The following is a 13044-nucleotide window of genomic DNA, read 5'->3' on the forward strand; positions in this document are numbered from 1 at the left end:
CAAGCGGAGGCTTTTCAAACGGTGACGATTGAAAAGCCCGTCTCTTCAAAAAAACTACGCTCTAAGCAAAGCCTTGACCAACCTGTCCGAGAGCTGATCTTCGGTAAATTGCGGCTCGTTGGGCGGATATAACTGATGCTGGCGGGCGTGGTCTTGCCGATCGTCTGCTGCCGCAGGCGATGGCAGACGACTGGCTGCCGGAAATAGCGTTGTCTGTGTTGCTGCTGGCGTTTGCCTTGATTCATCGACTGCAAACGCGGTTGCTGCATCTTTTCGTCCTACGCACGAGGTTACCGGCAAGGCTAAACCGCCGGCCTGATGCCCAACATCGGCGCATGAGCTTTAAACAGCGCCCATACCGGCATCCCCGGCGCCAGCGCCAGATTTTGCAGGCTTTGCTCGGTCACCCTCGCGGCCAGAATTTCGCCGCTGGGCAGCAACACGATGACTTCGGAATCCACCACGTCATGGCGGATGCGCAGCACGTTGCCGAACAGGCGGTTGCGGGCCGAGATGCGTTGATGGCCGGCGTCAAGCGACAACACGATGTCGGCGCTGTTGATCATCAGCACCGCATCGACGCCGATGCCGATGCCCATCTCGCCAAGCTGCGCCGAGCCGAGTGAGGCGACGATCCGCTCCCCGCCTTTCAGCAGCACGGTCACCTCGGTATCCTCTTCCGCCCGGTCGATGGCGGTAACAGTTCCGAACAACTGGTTGCGCGTGCTGGTTTTGACCACCAAACGCTGCAGCAGCAGGACCGTATCCGGGTCGTCGGCAAGGCTGCGGTTCAGTTCGGCGATGAAGGCATCATGCTGACGTTCCAGACGGTTGAACAACGCCAGCAACGCGCGCCCGGCCGGGGTCAAAGCGCTGCCGCCGCCCTTGCTGCCGCCGGTCGCGGTGTTCAATAAGGCTTGCGGCGCGCCGTTGTTGGCGCGTTCGAGGATTTGCCAGGCGCCTTTATAGCTCAAGCCCATTTGTTTGGCGGCCTGATTGATCGAGCCGCTCTGCTCGATCGCCCGCAGCAGGCCGATCACCCGGTCATCCAGCATGCCCGCGAGCCGCAATCGGCCTTCTATCCATTGTTGGGATGCGTTGTCGTTCACACTCATGGTCTGTCCAATCAAAAAAACTCGGTGTTTTATTGTTTCACGAATGGAAATAATGTATCGCAAAATATCGTTATGTATTTTTGTATATAACGATATATACTGGCGCCGTCCCAATTCAATGACATGCTTGGGCAACATCCTTTTTGACATCGACTACCACAAGAACGGCGTTTGGCGAGGCGTCCATGAATTCTCAAAGTCAACCCACTCTCCCTTCCCGTTTTGGCCGCGTGATCGGGCTGCTCGGCATTTCCGCCGGTGTCGTCATCCATCCCGGCCCGACCCATGCGGCCGCGGAAAAGAAAAGCTACACGCAACCGCCGTTCGCGGCGTTTTCGAGTCAAATGCCGGACGCCCTGCTCGGCTCTTACAAATACGAGAGACCGGTCTGGAACCTGCACGATGCACTGGGCTTGCCCGAATGGCTGTCCCTCTCGCTCGAACAGCGCACCCGCTACGAAACGATGGACGGCAGCTTCCGCAAGGACGGCAAAGGCGGCGATCAGCAGATTCCGTTGCAGACCGACCTGTGGCTGGAAGCGCATTCCGAGCGCTGGCGGCTGGGCGGCGAATTTCTGGATGCACGGCAATTCGGCGCCGACAAAGGCTCCCAAATCAACAATACCCATGTCGATGAGGCTGATTTCATCCAGGGTTACCTGGCCTGGTCCGAGCAGAACCTGGCCCATAGCGGTTTCGGCGTCGAAGCGATCGCCGGCCGGCAGACCCTGAATTTCGGCAGCCGCCGCCTGATCGCCCGCAATGCGATGCGCAACACGATCAACAGCTTCGACGGCTTCCGGCTCCGAGTCGTCGATTACAACCGTTGGCAATTCAATGCCTTCGTGACCAAGCCGGTCGGACGCTATCCGAACGATTCCGAGCAACTGCTCGATCACTTCCACAGCTTCGACGAACCCGAGGAGCAGGCGTGGTTTTCCGGCGGTTTTTTCGAAGTGTACGATTTGCCCGGCAAGCTCAACGCCGAATTGTACCTGTACCATCTCGCCGAAGGCGACCGCAAGCGTAGCCAAACCCGCAACCGCCGCTATTTTACGCCCGGCATGCGCTGGTACATCAAGCCCGCCAAGGGGGAATTCGACTTCCAAAGCGAAACGATCGGCCAGTTCGGCACGGTGCGGGCGACCAAAGAGTCCGGCGACGGCAAGGATCTGGATCACTCAGCCTGGTACCAGCATCTCGACGTCGGCTACACCTTCGATATGCCCTGGACGCCGCGCTTCGCGTTCGAGTACGACTATGCCAGCGGCGATCACGATCCTAAAGACAATAAGGATCAGCAATTCGACACCCTGTTCGGCGCGCGCCGCTTCGAGTTCGGTCCGACCGGCATCTACGGCGCGTTTGCGCGCAGCAACATCAACACACCGGGCTACCGTATCGGCTTTAATCCGCATCGATCCGTGCAGGCCTTCGTCAGCCACCGTTTTTATTGGTTGGCCGAAGACAAGGACAGTTGGACGACGGCGGGCCTGCGCGACAAAACAGGCAAAACCAATAATTTCATCGGCCAGCAGCTGGAAATGTCGGCGCGTTGGAACTGCAACAGCAGTTTGAATTTTGAAACCGGCTGGGCGCATCTCTTCAAAGGCCCATTCGCGAAAACGACCGCTGGCGCGCCGGACAGCCAGGACGTGGATTATTTTTATGTGCAAAGCCAACTCCGGTTTTGACAGGCCCAAACACTCTTCCCTTTCACAGGAGCCTCTCTATGTTTAGCAACTATCGTTATCGTTTGGCGGTCATAGCCGCCGTGCTGTTCGCGGCCTCGCCGGCCTTCGCGGACACGACGCTGGCCGCAGTCGCCTCGGACTTCACCAAACCCATGACCGAAATTGCTGCCGCTTTTGAAAAAACCACCGGGCACAGCGCCAAACTGTCGTTCGGCTCGTCCGGTAAAGCGTTCGCGCAAATTCAAAGCGGGGCGCCGTTTGAAGTCTATCTCTCGGCCAGCGAAAAATACCCGCTGGAACTGGAAAAATCCGGTCACGCCGTGGCCGACAGTCATTTCGTTTACGCCATCGGCAAGCTGGTGTTGTGGTCGGCAACGCCGGGCTATGTCGACGTGCAAGGAAATATTCTGAAAACGGGCGGCTTTAAGCACATTGCTCTCGCCGACCCCACCCATGCGCCCTACGGCGTGGCGGCGGAAGAGGTGATGCAAAACCTGGGCGTTTTGGACAAGCTGCGGCCCTTGTTCGTACAGGGCGAAAATATCGCGCAAACCTTTCAGTTTGTCAGCACCGGCAATGCCGAACTGGGCTTTATCGCGCTCGCGCAAGTGATCGACACCGGCAGCGGCAACATCGGCACAGGTTCCGGCTGGCTCATTCCCAGCGATCTGCACGGGCCTTTCAGACAAACGGCCGTGTTGTTGAAAAAAGGCGCCGGCAATCCTGCCGCACTGGCTTTGGTGGATTTCCTCAAATCGCCCGCCGCCTTGGCGATCATCGAAAAGTATGGATTCGGCCGCCCCAACTAAACAACCGGTCAGCCATATGTTTAACCAAGCCGACATCATTACCCTTTTTTTGACCTTTAAAGTAGCAAGTCTCGCCACTTTAGTCCTGCTGTTGATCGGCACGCCGCTGGCCTGGTGGCTGGCGCGCACGCATTCCCAATGGAAAGGCGTCATCAATGCGCTGGTGGCGCTGCCGCTGGTGCTGCCGCCGACGGTGTTGGGCTTTTATTTACTGGTGCTGATGGGGCCGAACGGCATCATCGGCCGCCTCACCGACTGGCTAGGCATCGGCACCTTGCCGTTCACTTTTTCCGGCCTGGTGATCGCGTCTGTGCTGTATTCGATGCCTTTTGTGGTACAGCCATTGCAAGCCGCGTTCACTGCGATCGACGAGCGCATTCTGGAAGCTGCGGCTACTTTACGCGCCGGCCCCTTGGATACGTTTTTCAGTGTGGCCGTGCCGCTGGCGAAGCCAGGATTTTTGACCGCGGTCATTTTAGGCTTTGCGCATACCGTCGGCGAATTCGGTGTGGTGCTGATGGTCGGCGGTAACATACCCGATAAAACGCGCGTGGTGTCGGTACAAATCTACAACCATGTCGAAGCGCTGGAGTACGAACAAGCGCACTGGCTGGCAGGCGGCTTGCTGGCATTCTCCTTTACCGTGCTCTTGCTGATGTACACCCTATTGAAAACGCATCCCGTCGCCCATCCAAGCAAATGACTCAAACCATCAGCGCCCGCTTTCGCCTCGACTATGGAGACTTTCGTTTCGACGCCGATCTTACCCTGCCGGGTTCCGGCATCACGGTGTTGTTCGGCCCGTCAGGTTCCGGCAAAACCACATTGCTGCGCTGCATCGCCGGCCTGCAACGGTCGCCGCACGGCTTTCTTTCCGTCAACGGCAAAATTTGGCAGGACAGCGCACGCAACATATTCCTGCCCACTTATCAGCGCGCGCTAGGCTACGTGTTTCAGGAAGCCAACCTGTTTCCGCATCTGAACGTGTACCGCAACGTCTGTTTCGGCCTGAAACGCATCGGCAAACGGCCCGCCGACGCCGGCCTCGACCCAACGATCGAGCTGCTGGGCATCGGCCATCTGCTGGATCGGATGCCGGCCCGCCTTTCAGGAGGCGAACGCCAACGGGTCGCGATCGCCCGGGCGCTAGTCTTGCAGCCGGACATCCTGCTGATGGACGAGCCCTTGGCCGCGCTGGATTTCCAGCGCAAGCAGGAGATTCTGCCCTACCTGACGCGCCTGCATCAGGAACTGGACATCCCGGTCCTGTATGTGACCCATGCGCGGCAGGAGGTCGCCAAATTGGCCGATCACCTGGTGGTGTTGCGCGAAGGCCGGGTGCAGGCAGAAGGCCCGCTGACCGAGACGCTGAGCCGGCTCGATCTGCCGCAGGCGGAGAGCAAACAGGCCGCGATGATCTGGGAAGGCCGCATCGCCGCGCATGAAAGCGACTTTCATCTAACCCGGATCGACTGTGCCGGCATCGAACTCAGCATGCCGCTGATCGACGCCCCCGTCGGCACACCGGTGCGCGTGCAGATTTTCGCCCGCGACGTCAGCGTCACGCTGGCCGCGCCGCAGGCGACCAGCATCCTTAACGTACTGCCCGCGACGATCACCGGCATGGCCGACAGCAGCAACGGGCAGACGGTCCTGCGCCTGAAAGTCGGCTCCCTGCCGCTGTTGGCGCATATCACCAGCAAATCCAGGCAGCTCTTGAATTTGCAGATCGGCAACAGCCTTTATGCGCAAATCAAAGGCACATCCATTTTAAACTAGCATACCGGAGATCGATCATGAAAGTCAGCGCACGTAATCAGTTCAAAGGCACCGTCAGCGAAGTCCGTCCCGGCTCGGTTTATACCGAGGTAGCGGTTCGCCTGCAAGGAGGCGACACCCTCGTCGCCACCATCACCCAGGAATCGGCCAAGGCATTGTCCATCGCCGCCGGCAAACCCGTGATCGCGATGATCAAGGCGCCGCATGTGATCATCGTGACCGATTTCGGCGGCTACCGCATTTCGGCGCGCAACCAGCTTGCCGGCACGGTCACAGAGGTCAAGCCCGGCGCGATCAATAGCGAAGTCGATATCGAATTGAAGGGCGGCGAGAAAATTGCCGCGACCGTCACCAACGAAAGCATCGAGGCATTGGGATTACGCCAAGGCCAGGCGGCGACGGCGGTATTCAAAGCCGGCTCGGTGATTTTGGCGGTTGCCGATTAATGAGTCACCGAATGTCATGACTCCATCACCTGCACATAGGCCCGGCGCAGCAATTCCATTTCGGCCGGCGGCCGGCCGCGCAGTTCGTGCGGCACGCGCAGTCGGCAAGCGCGGCTTTGCAACAGTTTGTGCGGCGGATCAAGCACCATGAAGCGTGATGATTGTCCATCGTTGTATGATTTCGCTTCGTTGCGTACAATCCATTTCGTCTCTTTCCAAGGAATTTTCATGAAAAAAGCCCTGATCCTTGTTGATATCCAAAATGACTTCTGTGCAAACGGTTCCCTTGCAGTAAAAGACGGCGAGACGATTATTTCTCTGGTAAATATGTTAAGTGAAGATAAAAAATATGATTTTGTCGTAGCGACTCAAGATTTTCACCCAAGCAATCATAAATCTTTCGCAAGTGTTAATCACAAAGAGCCATTTTCTGTGATAAAACTCAATGGTCTTGATCAAGTTATGTGGCCTGACCATTGTGTGCAAGGAACCCAGGGAGCAGAAATGCACCCTGATCTTGATATGTCAAATGTTGTAAAAGTTTTTCCCAAGGGAACTAACCCGGAAATTGATTCATATTCCGGCTTCTTTGATAATGATAAAAAGTCTTCAACGGGTATGGATGAATGGTTAAAAGCTCAGGGAGTTACCCACGTTGACGTTGTGGGACTGGCTCTTGATTATTGTGTTAAGGCTACCGCTCTTGATGCTAAGAGGCTGGGATTTGAAACATCTGTCATTGTAAGTGCGACTAAACCTGTGAATATGACGCCTAATGGCGGAGAAAAAGCGATTGAAGATCTAAGAAACGCAAACATTAACATTACCTAGTACAACGCACCGGAAATTCTCCGAATAATTTTTAAACCACCAGAGGCCTTCCGGTATAAGTCCAGCGAAAAGGCTTAGCGAGGGTTTCATTGAAGAAATCGATAAACTGAAAAATACGTCCTTTCAAATCTGCTCTCGAGGTGAAGCTTGCCCGTTTGAGCAAGCGACGGGATAGAATGCCAAACCAAATCTCGATCTGATTCAGCCACGAGCAATGCTTGGGCGTATAAACAAAGCGAATGCGATGGCTTTCGTCCTGCAAAAAAGCCGCGCGGGAGTTCATATCCCGTAGTACTCCGCGTTCCCCTTTCACGCCCAAGTCCTCGTCAATTCCGCAGGCTTTGGCGATCCATTCCACCAGCGTCGCGGATTTATGGGTGTTCAACTGATCGGCCACAAACAGCCATTGCCCCTGAGGGTCTGTGGCGACGGTTTGCTGCACGTGGGCGACAAAGTCAGCTTCTGTTCGTGTGTCCTGAACAGTGGGCGCAATGACCTTGCCTGTTGCCACCTCGAAGTTGGCAATCAGGGCTTGGGTGCCGTGGCGCCGGTATTCGTACTCGATCCGTTCCGGCTGTCCGGGTTGCATGGGCTGTGCGGGGTGAATGCGCTCCAGGGCCTGAATGCCGGTTTTTTCATCGATGCTGATCACGTGAATGCCTTGCGCATGCAGCGCCGGGGCTTGCCGATACAGGTCGCATACCGCTTCGACGTTGACCTGGAAGGTGGCTTCATCGTCGATGGTGGGATTCAGCCAATAGCGCGTTCGATGCGGCTTTAGCTGACCCTGCATTTAAAAAACGACCAATACTGGTCGCTGAGATACGGTCGACAATGCCTTGCTTAACGGCTTCCCGTGCCAAATCTTTGCGCGTCCAATGCGTCAAGGGTGAAGGCGGCGTTTCACAAGCCAACGCCAGCAGTTGGCAGACCTGTTCGGCGCTGAAGGTCTGTGGTGCACCCGGACGTTCCGCATCCGCCAGAATCGTCTCGATCTGCCGGCGTAAACGTTCGGGATCATCTTCGCAGGCAGCCAGCGCCTCTTGGGCCGACAGCCAACGACGACGCCACAAACCGACCGTCTCTTCCTTGATGTTCAGACCCTGCGCGCTGGCCTTGTTGCGACGGCCGGCTCCCGCATTTAAGACGATGCGCGCCCGCTGCACTAAACTGTGCGGCAGTTGCCGACTTCGAACAATGGCTTCCAGCGTCGATTGTTGGGCTTGCGTCAAAATAAGCGGAGTGAGTGGGCGCATCGCTTCCTTGCGGGATGATTTTCGGGCTTGCTATTATCCTTCATTTTTTAGGTTTGTAGTACTAGGCAAAATTAGGGCCGTTGCATACAGAGGCGGGCAATACCGCTTCTACTTGTAATTGCCTTCCTGAAAACACCTTTCATGAAAGGCATATTCGGTGAATTCCAGGTCAACTGGGCTGCCCGACGCTTTCTCGATAAAAATGTTTACCGCTTGTTCAAAAACGTCACCCTGCCGACAGCGAGCAGCGGCACGACTCAGGTTGATCATGTGATCGTATCCAAGTACGGCGTCTTCGTGATCGAAACCAAGAACATGAAAGGCTGGATATTCGGCGGTCCGAATCAGAAAATCTGGACGCAAACGCTTTACCGGCATACCAGCAAATTTCTGAACCCGCTGCATCAGAATGACAAGCATACGCGAACACTGCAATCGACGTTGGAACTTGATCCAAGCAAGATTTTTTCGCTGGTCGTTTTTGTCGGCGACAGCACCTTCAAAACATCCATGCCGGACAATGTGGTTTCTGGCCGCGGTTATATCCGTTTTATTAAAGCCAAAAAGCAAGTTGTGTTGAGCGATAGCGAAATTCGATCGATCTGCGAAAGGTAAAAACCGGCAAAACACCCCATCCTGTCCGCAATGCGGCAAGCCGATGGTACTGCGCACCACACGAAACAGCGATAACCCAGGCAAGACATTTATGGGGTGCTTCGGATTCCCAAAATGCAGAACAATTAAACCCGTTGCATGAACCTAATTCAATTTTCTCAGTAATCAAGAATTCATTAATACAGCTAAAAATCAATAAGTAGTTTTACTAGGATCTAACGCACTAAAACTATGCTAGTATTAAGAAAAAGCCAAGCTAATTCCTCGGCGGGATGTATTTTGCTATCAAGAAAGAGTGTATAAAAATGTTTACAAAACTTATCATATCATTATTCCTTGCATCTGCACTGCTGTTTACGACAGCGACTTGGCTATATGTAGCCAATCATGGTAAAGGAAATGACTGCCAAGGAAATAGCTGCGGCAGCCTAGTCCATAGAGTACCAGAAATTGCGGCAACAGGAGCGGGGAGCGCGATCGCTCTGGTAACGGGTGTTGTTCTATTAATGAGAGAAAGAAGGCAGTCTGGCCGTTCGTCTAAATCTAACTCATAACCAAATCGACTGACACGCCCATTGCCGTCGGAAAATGGGTGAAAATAGGTCTATCGATGGTGCGAAGCGACCATCGCGATAACCTGCGCCACTTCCCTATCGATATGCACTGTGGCAAGCGTTGGCAGCACAGCGGTTGCCAATCCTTGCTGTACCGAAGGCGTTTGCAGCGCTTACGCCAGCATTTTCAATCCATCCTGGAACGCGCCGCAACGACGCAGGGCGATACGCGCACCGATCTCACGCCTTGTCGCAAGCTTTTGCGCGACAGCCCCAGACTGTGGTCGTTTTTGAAATATCAAGGCGTACCGATGACGAACCATGCCGCAGAGCAAAGTCTGCGCCCGTATGTCATTTGGCGGAAAAATCAGCTTCTTCACACAATCGCATCGGGGCAATCAGTTTCGGCCGATGATGTTTTCCCTGATAGAGACGTGCAAGCGCCTCAAGGTCAATGTCTATCACAGGCCCTGCGGACGATTTGCCGGTAAGGGGTGATAGAGGGGTATGTCTCCTTCCGGTTGCCATTCCCGACTTTGGCTTGCTTGCCTGGCTTCGGGGTGGACTTGGATGCATTTCCGTTCCAGCCTTGATATCTTAGGCCTTTACCCAACCACGAAGAATTTGCGCCTGAAATAAAGCGCCACCTTGACCAGACCGATCAATACCGGCACTTCGATCAAGGGCCCGATCACCGCGGCAAACGCCTCACCGGACTGCAGGCCGAAAACCGCCACCGCGACCGCAATCGCCAATTCAAAGTTGTTGCTGGCGGCGGTGAAGGAGAGTGTCGCGCTGATGCGGTAGCCGACGCCGGTCCTGGCCGACATGTAAAAGGTGACCAGGAACATGATCAGAAAATAGATCACCAGCGGCACCGCGATGCGCAGGACATCCATCGGCAACTGCACGATGTATTCGCCTTTCAGCGAGAACATGACCAGGATCGTGAACAACAGCGCCAGCAAGGTGACCGGGCTGATCTTGGGGATGAACTTTTCTTCATACCACTCCCGGCCTTTTCGCCGCACCAGAAAAAACCGGGTCAGCATGCCGCCGAAAAACGGAATGCCCAGATAGATCAGCACGCTTTCGGCGACCTGCCCCATCGTGATTGGCACCGCCAGACCGGAAGCGATACCGAGCCAGTCCGGAAGGATCGTCACGAAAGCATACGCATAAACCGAAAAAAACAGCATTTGGAAGATCGAATTGAAAGCGACCAGACCGGCGCAGTATTCGGTGTCGCCTTCGGCCAGTTCGTTCCAGACCAGCACCATCGCAATGCAGCGCGCCAGGCCGATGATGATCAGGCCGACCATGTATTCCGGATAGTCGCGCAGAAAGACGATCGCCAAGGCAAACATCAATACCGGACCGATGATCCAGTTTTGGACCAGGGAAAGCACCAGCACCTGGGTGTTTTTGAAAACCTCCGGCAATTCCTCGTAGCGCACCTTCGCCAGCGGCGGATACATCATCAGGATCAGGCCGATCGCGATCGGTATCGACGTGGTCCCGACCTGGAAATGATTCAGCCATGCGGTGAAACCGGGTGAAAAATAGCCGCTCGCGACGCCCGCGATCATCGCGGCGAAAATCCACACGGTCAGGAACCTATCGATGAATCCCAGGCGCTTGGGCCGATCCGAGCCTTTTCGAAGATTTTGAGGACTTGCGGTATTTGCTAATAAGTCCGATTTTGACATGCTGATGCCCCTAAATTTTGTCAGTCATCGATTTTGCCGATCGCATTCAATTCCACCACCAACGCCTCGCCGGCCATCTCTTCCAGCGGCAACGCCAGCATTTGCTTGATGCGCCGTTCGATGGCCTTATAAGTGGTTTCAAACGCCGCCTTGACCTCATCGTCCGTACCCTTCACATGACCCGGATCGGACAAGCCCCAATGCGCCCTCGGTATCGGCCGCAAATAGACCGGACAGGTTTCGCCGGCGGCGTTATCGCAGACGGTAATCGCGACATCGATCGGCTGATTTTCAAATGCATCCCAGGATTTGCTGCTCATCCCTTCCGTGGAAATGCCGTGCCGTTGTAGCAGCGCGACCGCGCCCGCGTTCAACCGCCCCAAAGGCTGGCTGCCGGCCGAAAAAGCGGTGATGCGCCCCTTGCCCAGGTGATTGAACAAGGCTTCGCTGATGATGCTGCGGCAGGAATTGCCGGTGCAAATGACAAGTACGTTTAACATGGTGTATCCGGTTATGATGTAAGGTTGCGTTATTTACTGGAACGATCCCGATCAGCCGCCGCAACAAGAAGAAGCCTTGCTCTCGGACGGACGGCAAGCAAACGGATTTTCGCCATCGGACGGCGCTTTTTGATCGTTGAAGGTCGGAATTTCGGACAGCGAATGAAAAGACTCCCAGGCAATGCCTTGCGGATCGGTAATCCAGTATTTGTCAGAACGCATATAGCAGCAGGCCGCCTGCTCCTGGGTTTCGATCCGCCCTTGCGTGGCGTCGAGACGCTGCTTGATCTCCTGAAGCTCGTCGCCGTCTTCCGCCTGAATTCCGAGATGATCGAGCCCGAGCTTGGCGCTGCGGTTCGAAATCGCAAAATTCACGCGCGGATCATCCAGCATCCATTTGGCATAATCGTGATGCCTGACCGTCGGCTCACAACCGAACAACGTGCTGTAGAAACCAATGTTCCGGTCGAGATCGTCAACGGCCAAGTGAATATGGAATCTTTTCATTTCTATACCTATAAAGTGATATACGAATAAGCGAATATATAAAGCAAAATAAAACGCGTCCGTGGAAGCGACACCTACGTCGCGATTAACGCCTCAACAGCAGACTGAGACTTCCGGCCGACAGTCCATCTTGTTCAATCGATCGAGATCCTTTTGAAACTGCTCGCCCTCTGAAGCCGCCACCAAGGCTTTATCCAATAATGGTAACGCCCAAGGAGGCAGCTTCGGATTGATCTGATAATACACCCACTGCCCTTCTCGGCTATCCAGTAGCAGCCCGTTTTGGCGCAAATACGCCAGATGCCGGGATATTTTCGGCTGCGACAAGGCCAAGGCCGCAGTCAATTCGCAAACGCAAAGCTTGCCTTCTTTCTGCAAAATCGTCACGCAACGCAAACGCGTTTCATCCGACAGACATTTAAAAAACTGTACCGGGGTCATAGGCTATGGGTAATTGATATACGCATAAGCATATATAAAAGAACGGATCGAGACAATCTTTTTTCGTAAATACAGCAAGCGCCCGTCAAATCGAAAGGACCGGCTTCGAATTCCTCGATTCCGCAAAGCTTCATCTAAGCTACACCAATCAGGAATTCATGCAATCCGCAATTTTTCGAGAGAGGCCAATGCGCCTTGGCTGCCAATGTCGGGCGTAATCACCAATTCGAGCACGGTGACATCGGCAAGCGCCAAAGCGTGTTCTTCCATTTCGGTCGTGCTTCCATCCGGATTGAAATTCCATTGCTGACGCACGATCTCTTGAAATGTTTGACCATGGTCTTTAGACCAGCGCAAGACATATTCTTGCGTCCTTGTGACTGCGGATTCCATAAAACCGAGTTGAATCTTATGGATATTTTGCGGTAGTTTAAAAAGCAATCGAATCGTTTGTGTTCCCGGTTTACCGGCCCGCCAGCCATGCCCCCTGTTGGGTAACAAAGCCGCCTCAATCGGATGGTCGCTCTCTTCGGAGGTAATTTCGACGTCCGCCAGCGCCTCCAAATCCAGCCAGATTGAAGTCGAGCTTTCGTTGTCAGGCAAAATATCAGCAATAATTTGTTTCTTCATTGCCGCAGAATACCACGAATAATTTGATTAATTCTGAATCATTTTATTAGGTTGTTGCAATAGCGTAGTGATTTCTATCATTATTTCGCCCTCCCCCGCCCAACCACACCCCGAATTGTTTTTTCATATCAATAGATTACCCCGGAATTAACTTTAAA

Annotated in this window: 19 protein-coding genes; 9 read left to right on the top strand and 10 right to left on the bottom strand. The window is 54.5% G+C overall.

Annotated elements, in window-relative coordinates:
• Positions 1-14: 14 nt before the first annotated feature.
• Both ACEPPP_RS03480 and ACEPPP_RS03485 read right to left on the bottom strand, forming a co-directional pair.
• A complete protein-coding gene (locus tag ACEPPP_RS03480) occupies positions 15-269 on the bottom strand; it encodes a hypothetical protein (RefSeq protein ID WP_374089666.1) in 255 nt (84 codons plus the stop codon).
• 33 nt (positions 270-302) lie between these two features.
• Entirely contained in the window at positions 303-1115 is an 813-nt protein-coding gene (locus ACEPPP_RS03485) for a TOBE domain-containing protein (RefSeq protein ID WP_374089667.1), read from the bottom strand.
• 185 nt (positions 1116-1300) lie between these two features.
• Here ACEPPP_RS03485 and ACEPPP_RS03490 point away from each other — a divergent pair, with 185 nt between their 5' ends.
• Genes ACEPPP_RS03490 through ACEPPP_RS03510 form a run of 5 tightly spaced genes read left to right on the top strand, consistent with a single transcriptional unit; the run spans position 1301 to position 5843 of the window.
• On the top strand, positions 1301-2809 hold the full coding sequence (locus ACEPPP_RS03490; RefSeq protein ID WP_374089668.1) for an alginate export family protein: 1509 nt from the start codon (positions 1301-1303) through the stop codon (positions 2807-2809).
• Between the two features lie 38 nt (positions 2810-2847).
• Positions 2848-3618 carry a molybdate ABC transporter substrate-binding protein gene (gene modA, locus ACEPPP_RS03495; protein WP_374089669.1) on the top strand — a complete coding sequence of 257 codons (771 nt, stop codon included), beginning with the start codon at positions 2848-2850 and terminating at the stop codon, positions 3616-3618.
• Between the two features lie 16 nt (positions 3619-3634).
• The gene (gene modB, locus ACEPPP_RS03500; protein ID WP_374089670.1) at positions 3635-4321 is read left to right on the top strand and encodes a molybdate ABC transporter permease subunit; all 687 of its coding nucleotides are present in this window, start codon (positions 3635-3637) and stop codon (positions 4319-4321) included.
• Entirely contained in the window at positions 4318-5397 is a 1080-nt protein-coding gene (modC, locus tag ACEPPP_RS03505) for a molybdenum ABC transporter ATP-binding protein (protein ID WP_374089671.1), read from the top strand. The genes modB and modC overlap by 4 nt, the downstream gene beginning before the upstream one ends.
• A 17-nt stretch (positions 5398-5414) precedes the next feature.
• On the top strand, positions 5415-5843 hold the full coding sequence (locus tag ACEPPP_RS03510; RefSeq protein WP_374089672.1) for a molybdopterin-binding protein: 429 nt from the start codon (positions 5415-5417) through the stop codon (positions 5841-5843).
• 14 nt (positions 5844-5857) lie between these two features.
• On the opposite strand, the gene ACEPPP_RS03515 is transcribed toward ACEPPP_RS03510, so the two are convergent.
• Entirely contained in the window at positions 5858-6073 is a 216-nt protein-coding gene (locus tag ACEPPP_RS03515; protein ID WP_374089673.1) for a hypothetical protein, read from the bottom strand.
• Between ACEPPP_RS03515 and pncA the strand changes: the two genes are divergently transcribed.
• Positions 6072-6674: a bifunctional nicotinamidase/pyrazinamidase gene (pncA, locus tag ACEPPP_RS03520; protein ID WP_374089674.1), complete on the top strand. Its 603-nt coding sequence runs from the start codon at positions 6072-6074 to the stop codon at positions 6672-6674. The genes ACEPPP_RS03515 and pncA overlap by 2 nt on opposite strands.
• 31 nt (positions 6675-6705) lie before the next feature.
• On the opposite strand, the gene ACEPPP_RS03525 is transcribed toward pncA, so the two are convergent.
• Positions 6706-7467 (bottom strand): transposase, encoded by a 762-nt coding sequence (locus tag ACEPPP_RS03525; protein ID WP_374088051.1) that lies wholly within the window; start codon positions 7465-7467, stop codon positions 6706-6708.
• Positions 7406-7930, bottom strand: coding sequence for a helix-turn-helix domain-containing protein (locus ACEPPP_RS03530; protein ID WP_374088053.1), 525 nt, complete (start codon positions 7928-7930; stop codon positions 7406-7408). The genes ACEPPP_RS03525 and ACEPPP_RS03530 overlap by 62 nt, the downstream gene beginning before the upstream one ends.
• Before the next feature lie 141 nt (positions 7931-8071).
• Between ACEPPP_RS03530 and ACEPPP_RS03535 the strand changes: the two genes are divergently transcribed.
• The 3 genes from ACEPPP_RS03535 to ACEPPP_RS03545 all read left to right on the top strand — a co-directional run bounded on the left by ACEPPP_RS03535 (position 8072) and on the right by ACEPPP_RS03545 (position 9590).
• A complete protein-coding gene (locus ACEPPP_RS03535; RefSeq protein WP_374089675.1) occupies positions 8072-8545 on the top strand; it encodes a nuclease-related domain-containing protein in 474 nt (157 codons plus the stop codon).
• Positions 8546-8588: 43 nt separating this feature from the next.
• On the top strand, positions 8589-8687 hold the full coding sequence (locus tag ACEPPP_RS03540) for a hypothetical protein (protein WP_374089676.1): 99 nt from the start codon (positions 8589-8591) through the stop codon (positions 8685-8687).
• Positions 8688-9137: 450 nt separating this feature from the next.
• Complete coding sequence (locus ACEPPP_RS03545) at positions 9138-9590, top strand: transposase (RefSeq protein WP_374089677.1); 453 nt, start codon at positions 9138-9140, stop codon at positions 9588-9590.
• A gap of 114 nt (positions 9591-9704) precedes the next feature.
• Here ACEPPP_RS03545 and arsB read toward each other — a convergent pair whose 3' ends face one another.
• The 5 genes from arsB to ACEPPP_RS03570 form a co-directional block, all read right to left on the bottom strand.
• Positions 9705-10808 (bottom strand): ACR3 family arsenite efflux transporter, encoded by a 1104-nt coding sequence (arsB, locus tag ACEPPP_RS03550; protein WP_374089678.1) that lies wholly within the window; start codon positions 10806-10808, stop codon positions 9705-9707.
• 20 nt (positions 10809-10828) lie between these two features.
• Positions 10829-11308: an arsenate reductase ArsC gene (locus ACEPPP_RS03555; protein ID WP_374089679.1), complete on the bottom strand. Its 480-nt coding sequence runs from the start codon at positions 11306-11308 to the stop codon at positions 10829-10831.
• Between the two features lie 51 nt (positions 11309-11359).
• On the bottom strand, positions 11360-11815 hold the full coding sequence (locus tag ACEPPP_RS03560; protein ID WP_374089680.1) for an ArsI/CadI family heavy metal resistance metalloenzyme: 456 nt from the start codon (positions 11813-11815) through the stop codon (positions 11360-11362).
• A 93-nt stretch (positions 11816-11908) separates the two neighbouring features.
• The gene (locus ACEPPP_RS03565) at positions 11909-12256 is read right to left on the bottom strand and encodes a metalloregulator ArsR/SmtB family transcription factor (protein ID WP_374089681.1); all 348 of its coding nucleotides are present in this window, start codon (positions 12254-12256) and stop codon (positions 11909-11911) included.
• A gap of 156 nt (positions 12257-12412) precedes the next feature.
• Complete coding sequence (locus ACEPPP_RS03570) at positions 12413-12886, bottom strand: carbohydrate-binding protein (RefSeq protein WP_374089682.1); 474 nt, start codon at positions 12884-12886, stop codon at positions 12413-12415.
• Positions 12887-13044: the final 158 nt, after the last annotated feature.

The sequence above is a fragment of the Methylomicrobium lacus genome (assembly GCF_041897535.1).
Taxonomy (GTDB): domain Bacteria; phylum Pseudomonadota; class Gammaproteobacteria; order Methylococcales; family Methylomonadaceae; genus Methylomicrobium; species Methylomicrobium lacus_A.

Excerpts from the sequence above, each read along its gene's own strand:
- ACEPPP_RS03480 (WP_374089666.1), bottom strand. The coding sequence starts at position 269 with ATGCAGCAACCGCGTTTGCAGTCGATGAATCAAGGCAAACGCCAGCAG.
- ACEPPP_RS03485 (WP_374089667.1), bottom strand. The coding sequence starts at position 1,115 with ATGAGTGTGAACGACAACGCATCCCAACAATGGATAGAAGGCCGATTG.
- ACEPPP_RS03490 (WP_374089668.1), top strand. The coding sequence starts at position 1,301 with ATGAATTCTCAAAGTCAACCCACTCTCCCTTCCCGTTTTGGCCGCGTG.
- modA (WP_374089669.1), top strand. The coding sequence starts at position 2,848 with ATGTTTAGCAACTATCGTTATCGTTTGGCGGTCATAGCCGCCGTGCTG.
- modB (WP_374089670.1), top strand. The coding sequence starts at position 3,635 with ATGTTTAACCAAGCCGACATCATTACCCTTTTTTTGACCTTTAAAGTA.
- modC (WP_374089671.1), top strand. The coding sequence starts at position 4,318 with ATGACTCAAACCATCAGCGCCCGCTTTCGCCTCGACTATGGAGACTTT.
- ACEPPP_RS03510 (WP_374089672.1), top strand. The coding sequence starts at position 5,415 with ATGAAAGTCAGCGCACGTAATCAGTTCAAAGGCACCGTCAGCGAAGTC.
- pncA (WP_374089674.1), top strand. The coding sequence starts at position 6,072 with ATGAAAAAAGCCCTGATCCTTGTTGATATCCAAAATGACTTCTGTGCA.
- ACEPPP_RS03515 (WP_374089673.1), bottom strand. The coding sequence starts at position 6,073 with ATGAAAATTCCTTGGAAAGAGACGAAATGGATTGTACGCAACGAAGCG.
- ACEPPP_RS03525 (WP_374088051.1), bottom strand. The coding sequence starts at position 7,467 with ATGCAGGGTCAGCTAAAGCCGCATCGAACGCGCTATTGGCTGAATCCC.
- ACEPPP_RS03530 (WP_374088053.1), bottom strand. The coding sequence starts at position 7,930 with ATGCGCCCACTCACTCCGCTTATTTTGACGCAAGCCCAACAATCGACG.
- ACEPPP_RS03535 (WP_374089675.1), top strand. The coding sequence starts at position 8,072 with ATGAAAGGCATATTCGGTGAATTCCAGGTCAACTGGGCTGCCCGACGC.
- ACEPPP_RS03540 (WP_374089676.1), top strand. The coding sequence starts at position 8,589 with ATGGTACTGCGCACCACACGAAACAGCGATAACCCAGGCAAGACATTT.
- arsB (WP_374089678.1), bottom strand. The coding sequence starts at position 10,808 with ATGTCAAAATCGGACTTATTAGCAAATACCGCAAGTCCTCAAAATCTT.
- ACEPPP_RS03555 (WP_374089679.1), bottom strand. The coding sequence starts at position 11,308 with ATGTTAAACGTACTTGTCATTTGCACCGGCAATTCCTGCCGCAGCATC.
- ACEPPP_RS03560 (WP_374089680.1), bottom strand. The coding sequence starts at position 11,815 with ATGAAAAGATTCCATATTCACTTGGCCGTTGACGATCTCGACCGGAAC.
- ACEPPP_RS03565 (WP_374089681.1), bottom strand. The coding sequence starts at position 12,256 with ATGACCCCGGTACAGTTTTTTAAATGTCTGTCGGATGAAACGCGTTTG.
- ACEPPP_RS03570 (WP_374089682.1), bottom strand. The coding sequence starts at position 12,886 with ATGAAGAAACAAATTATTGCTGATATTTTGCCTGACAACGAAAGCTCG.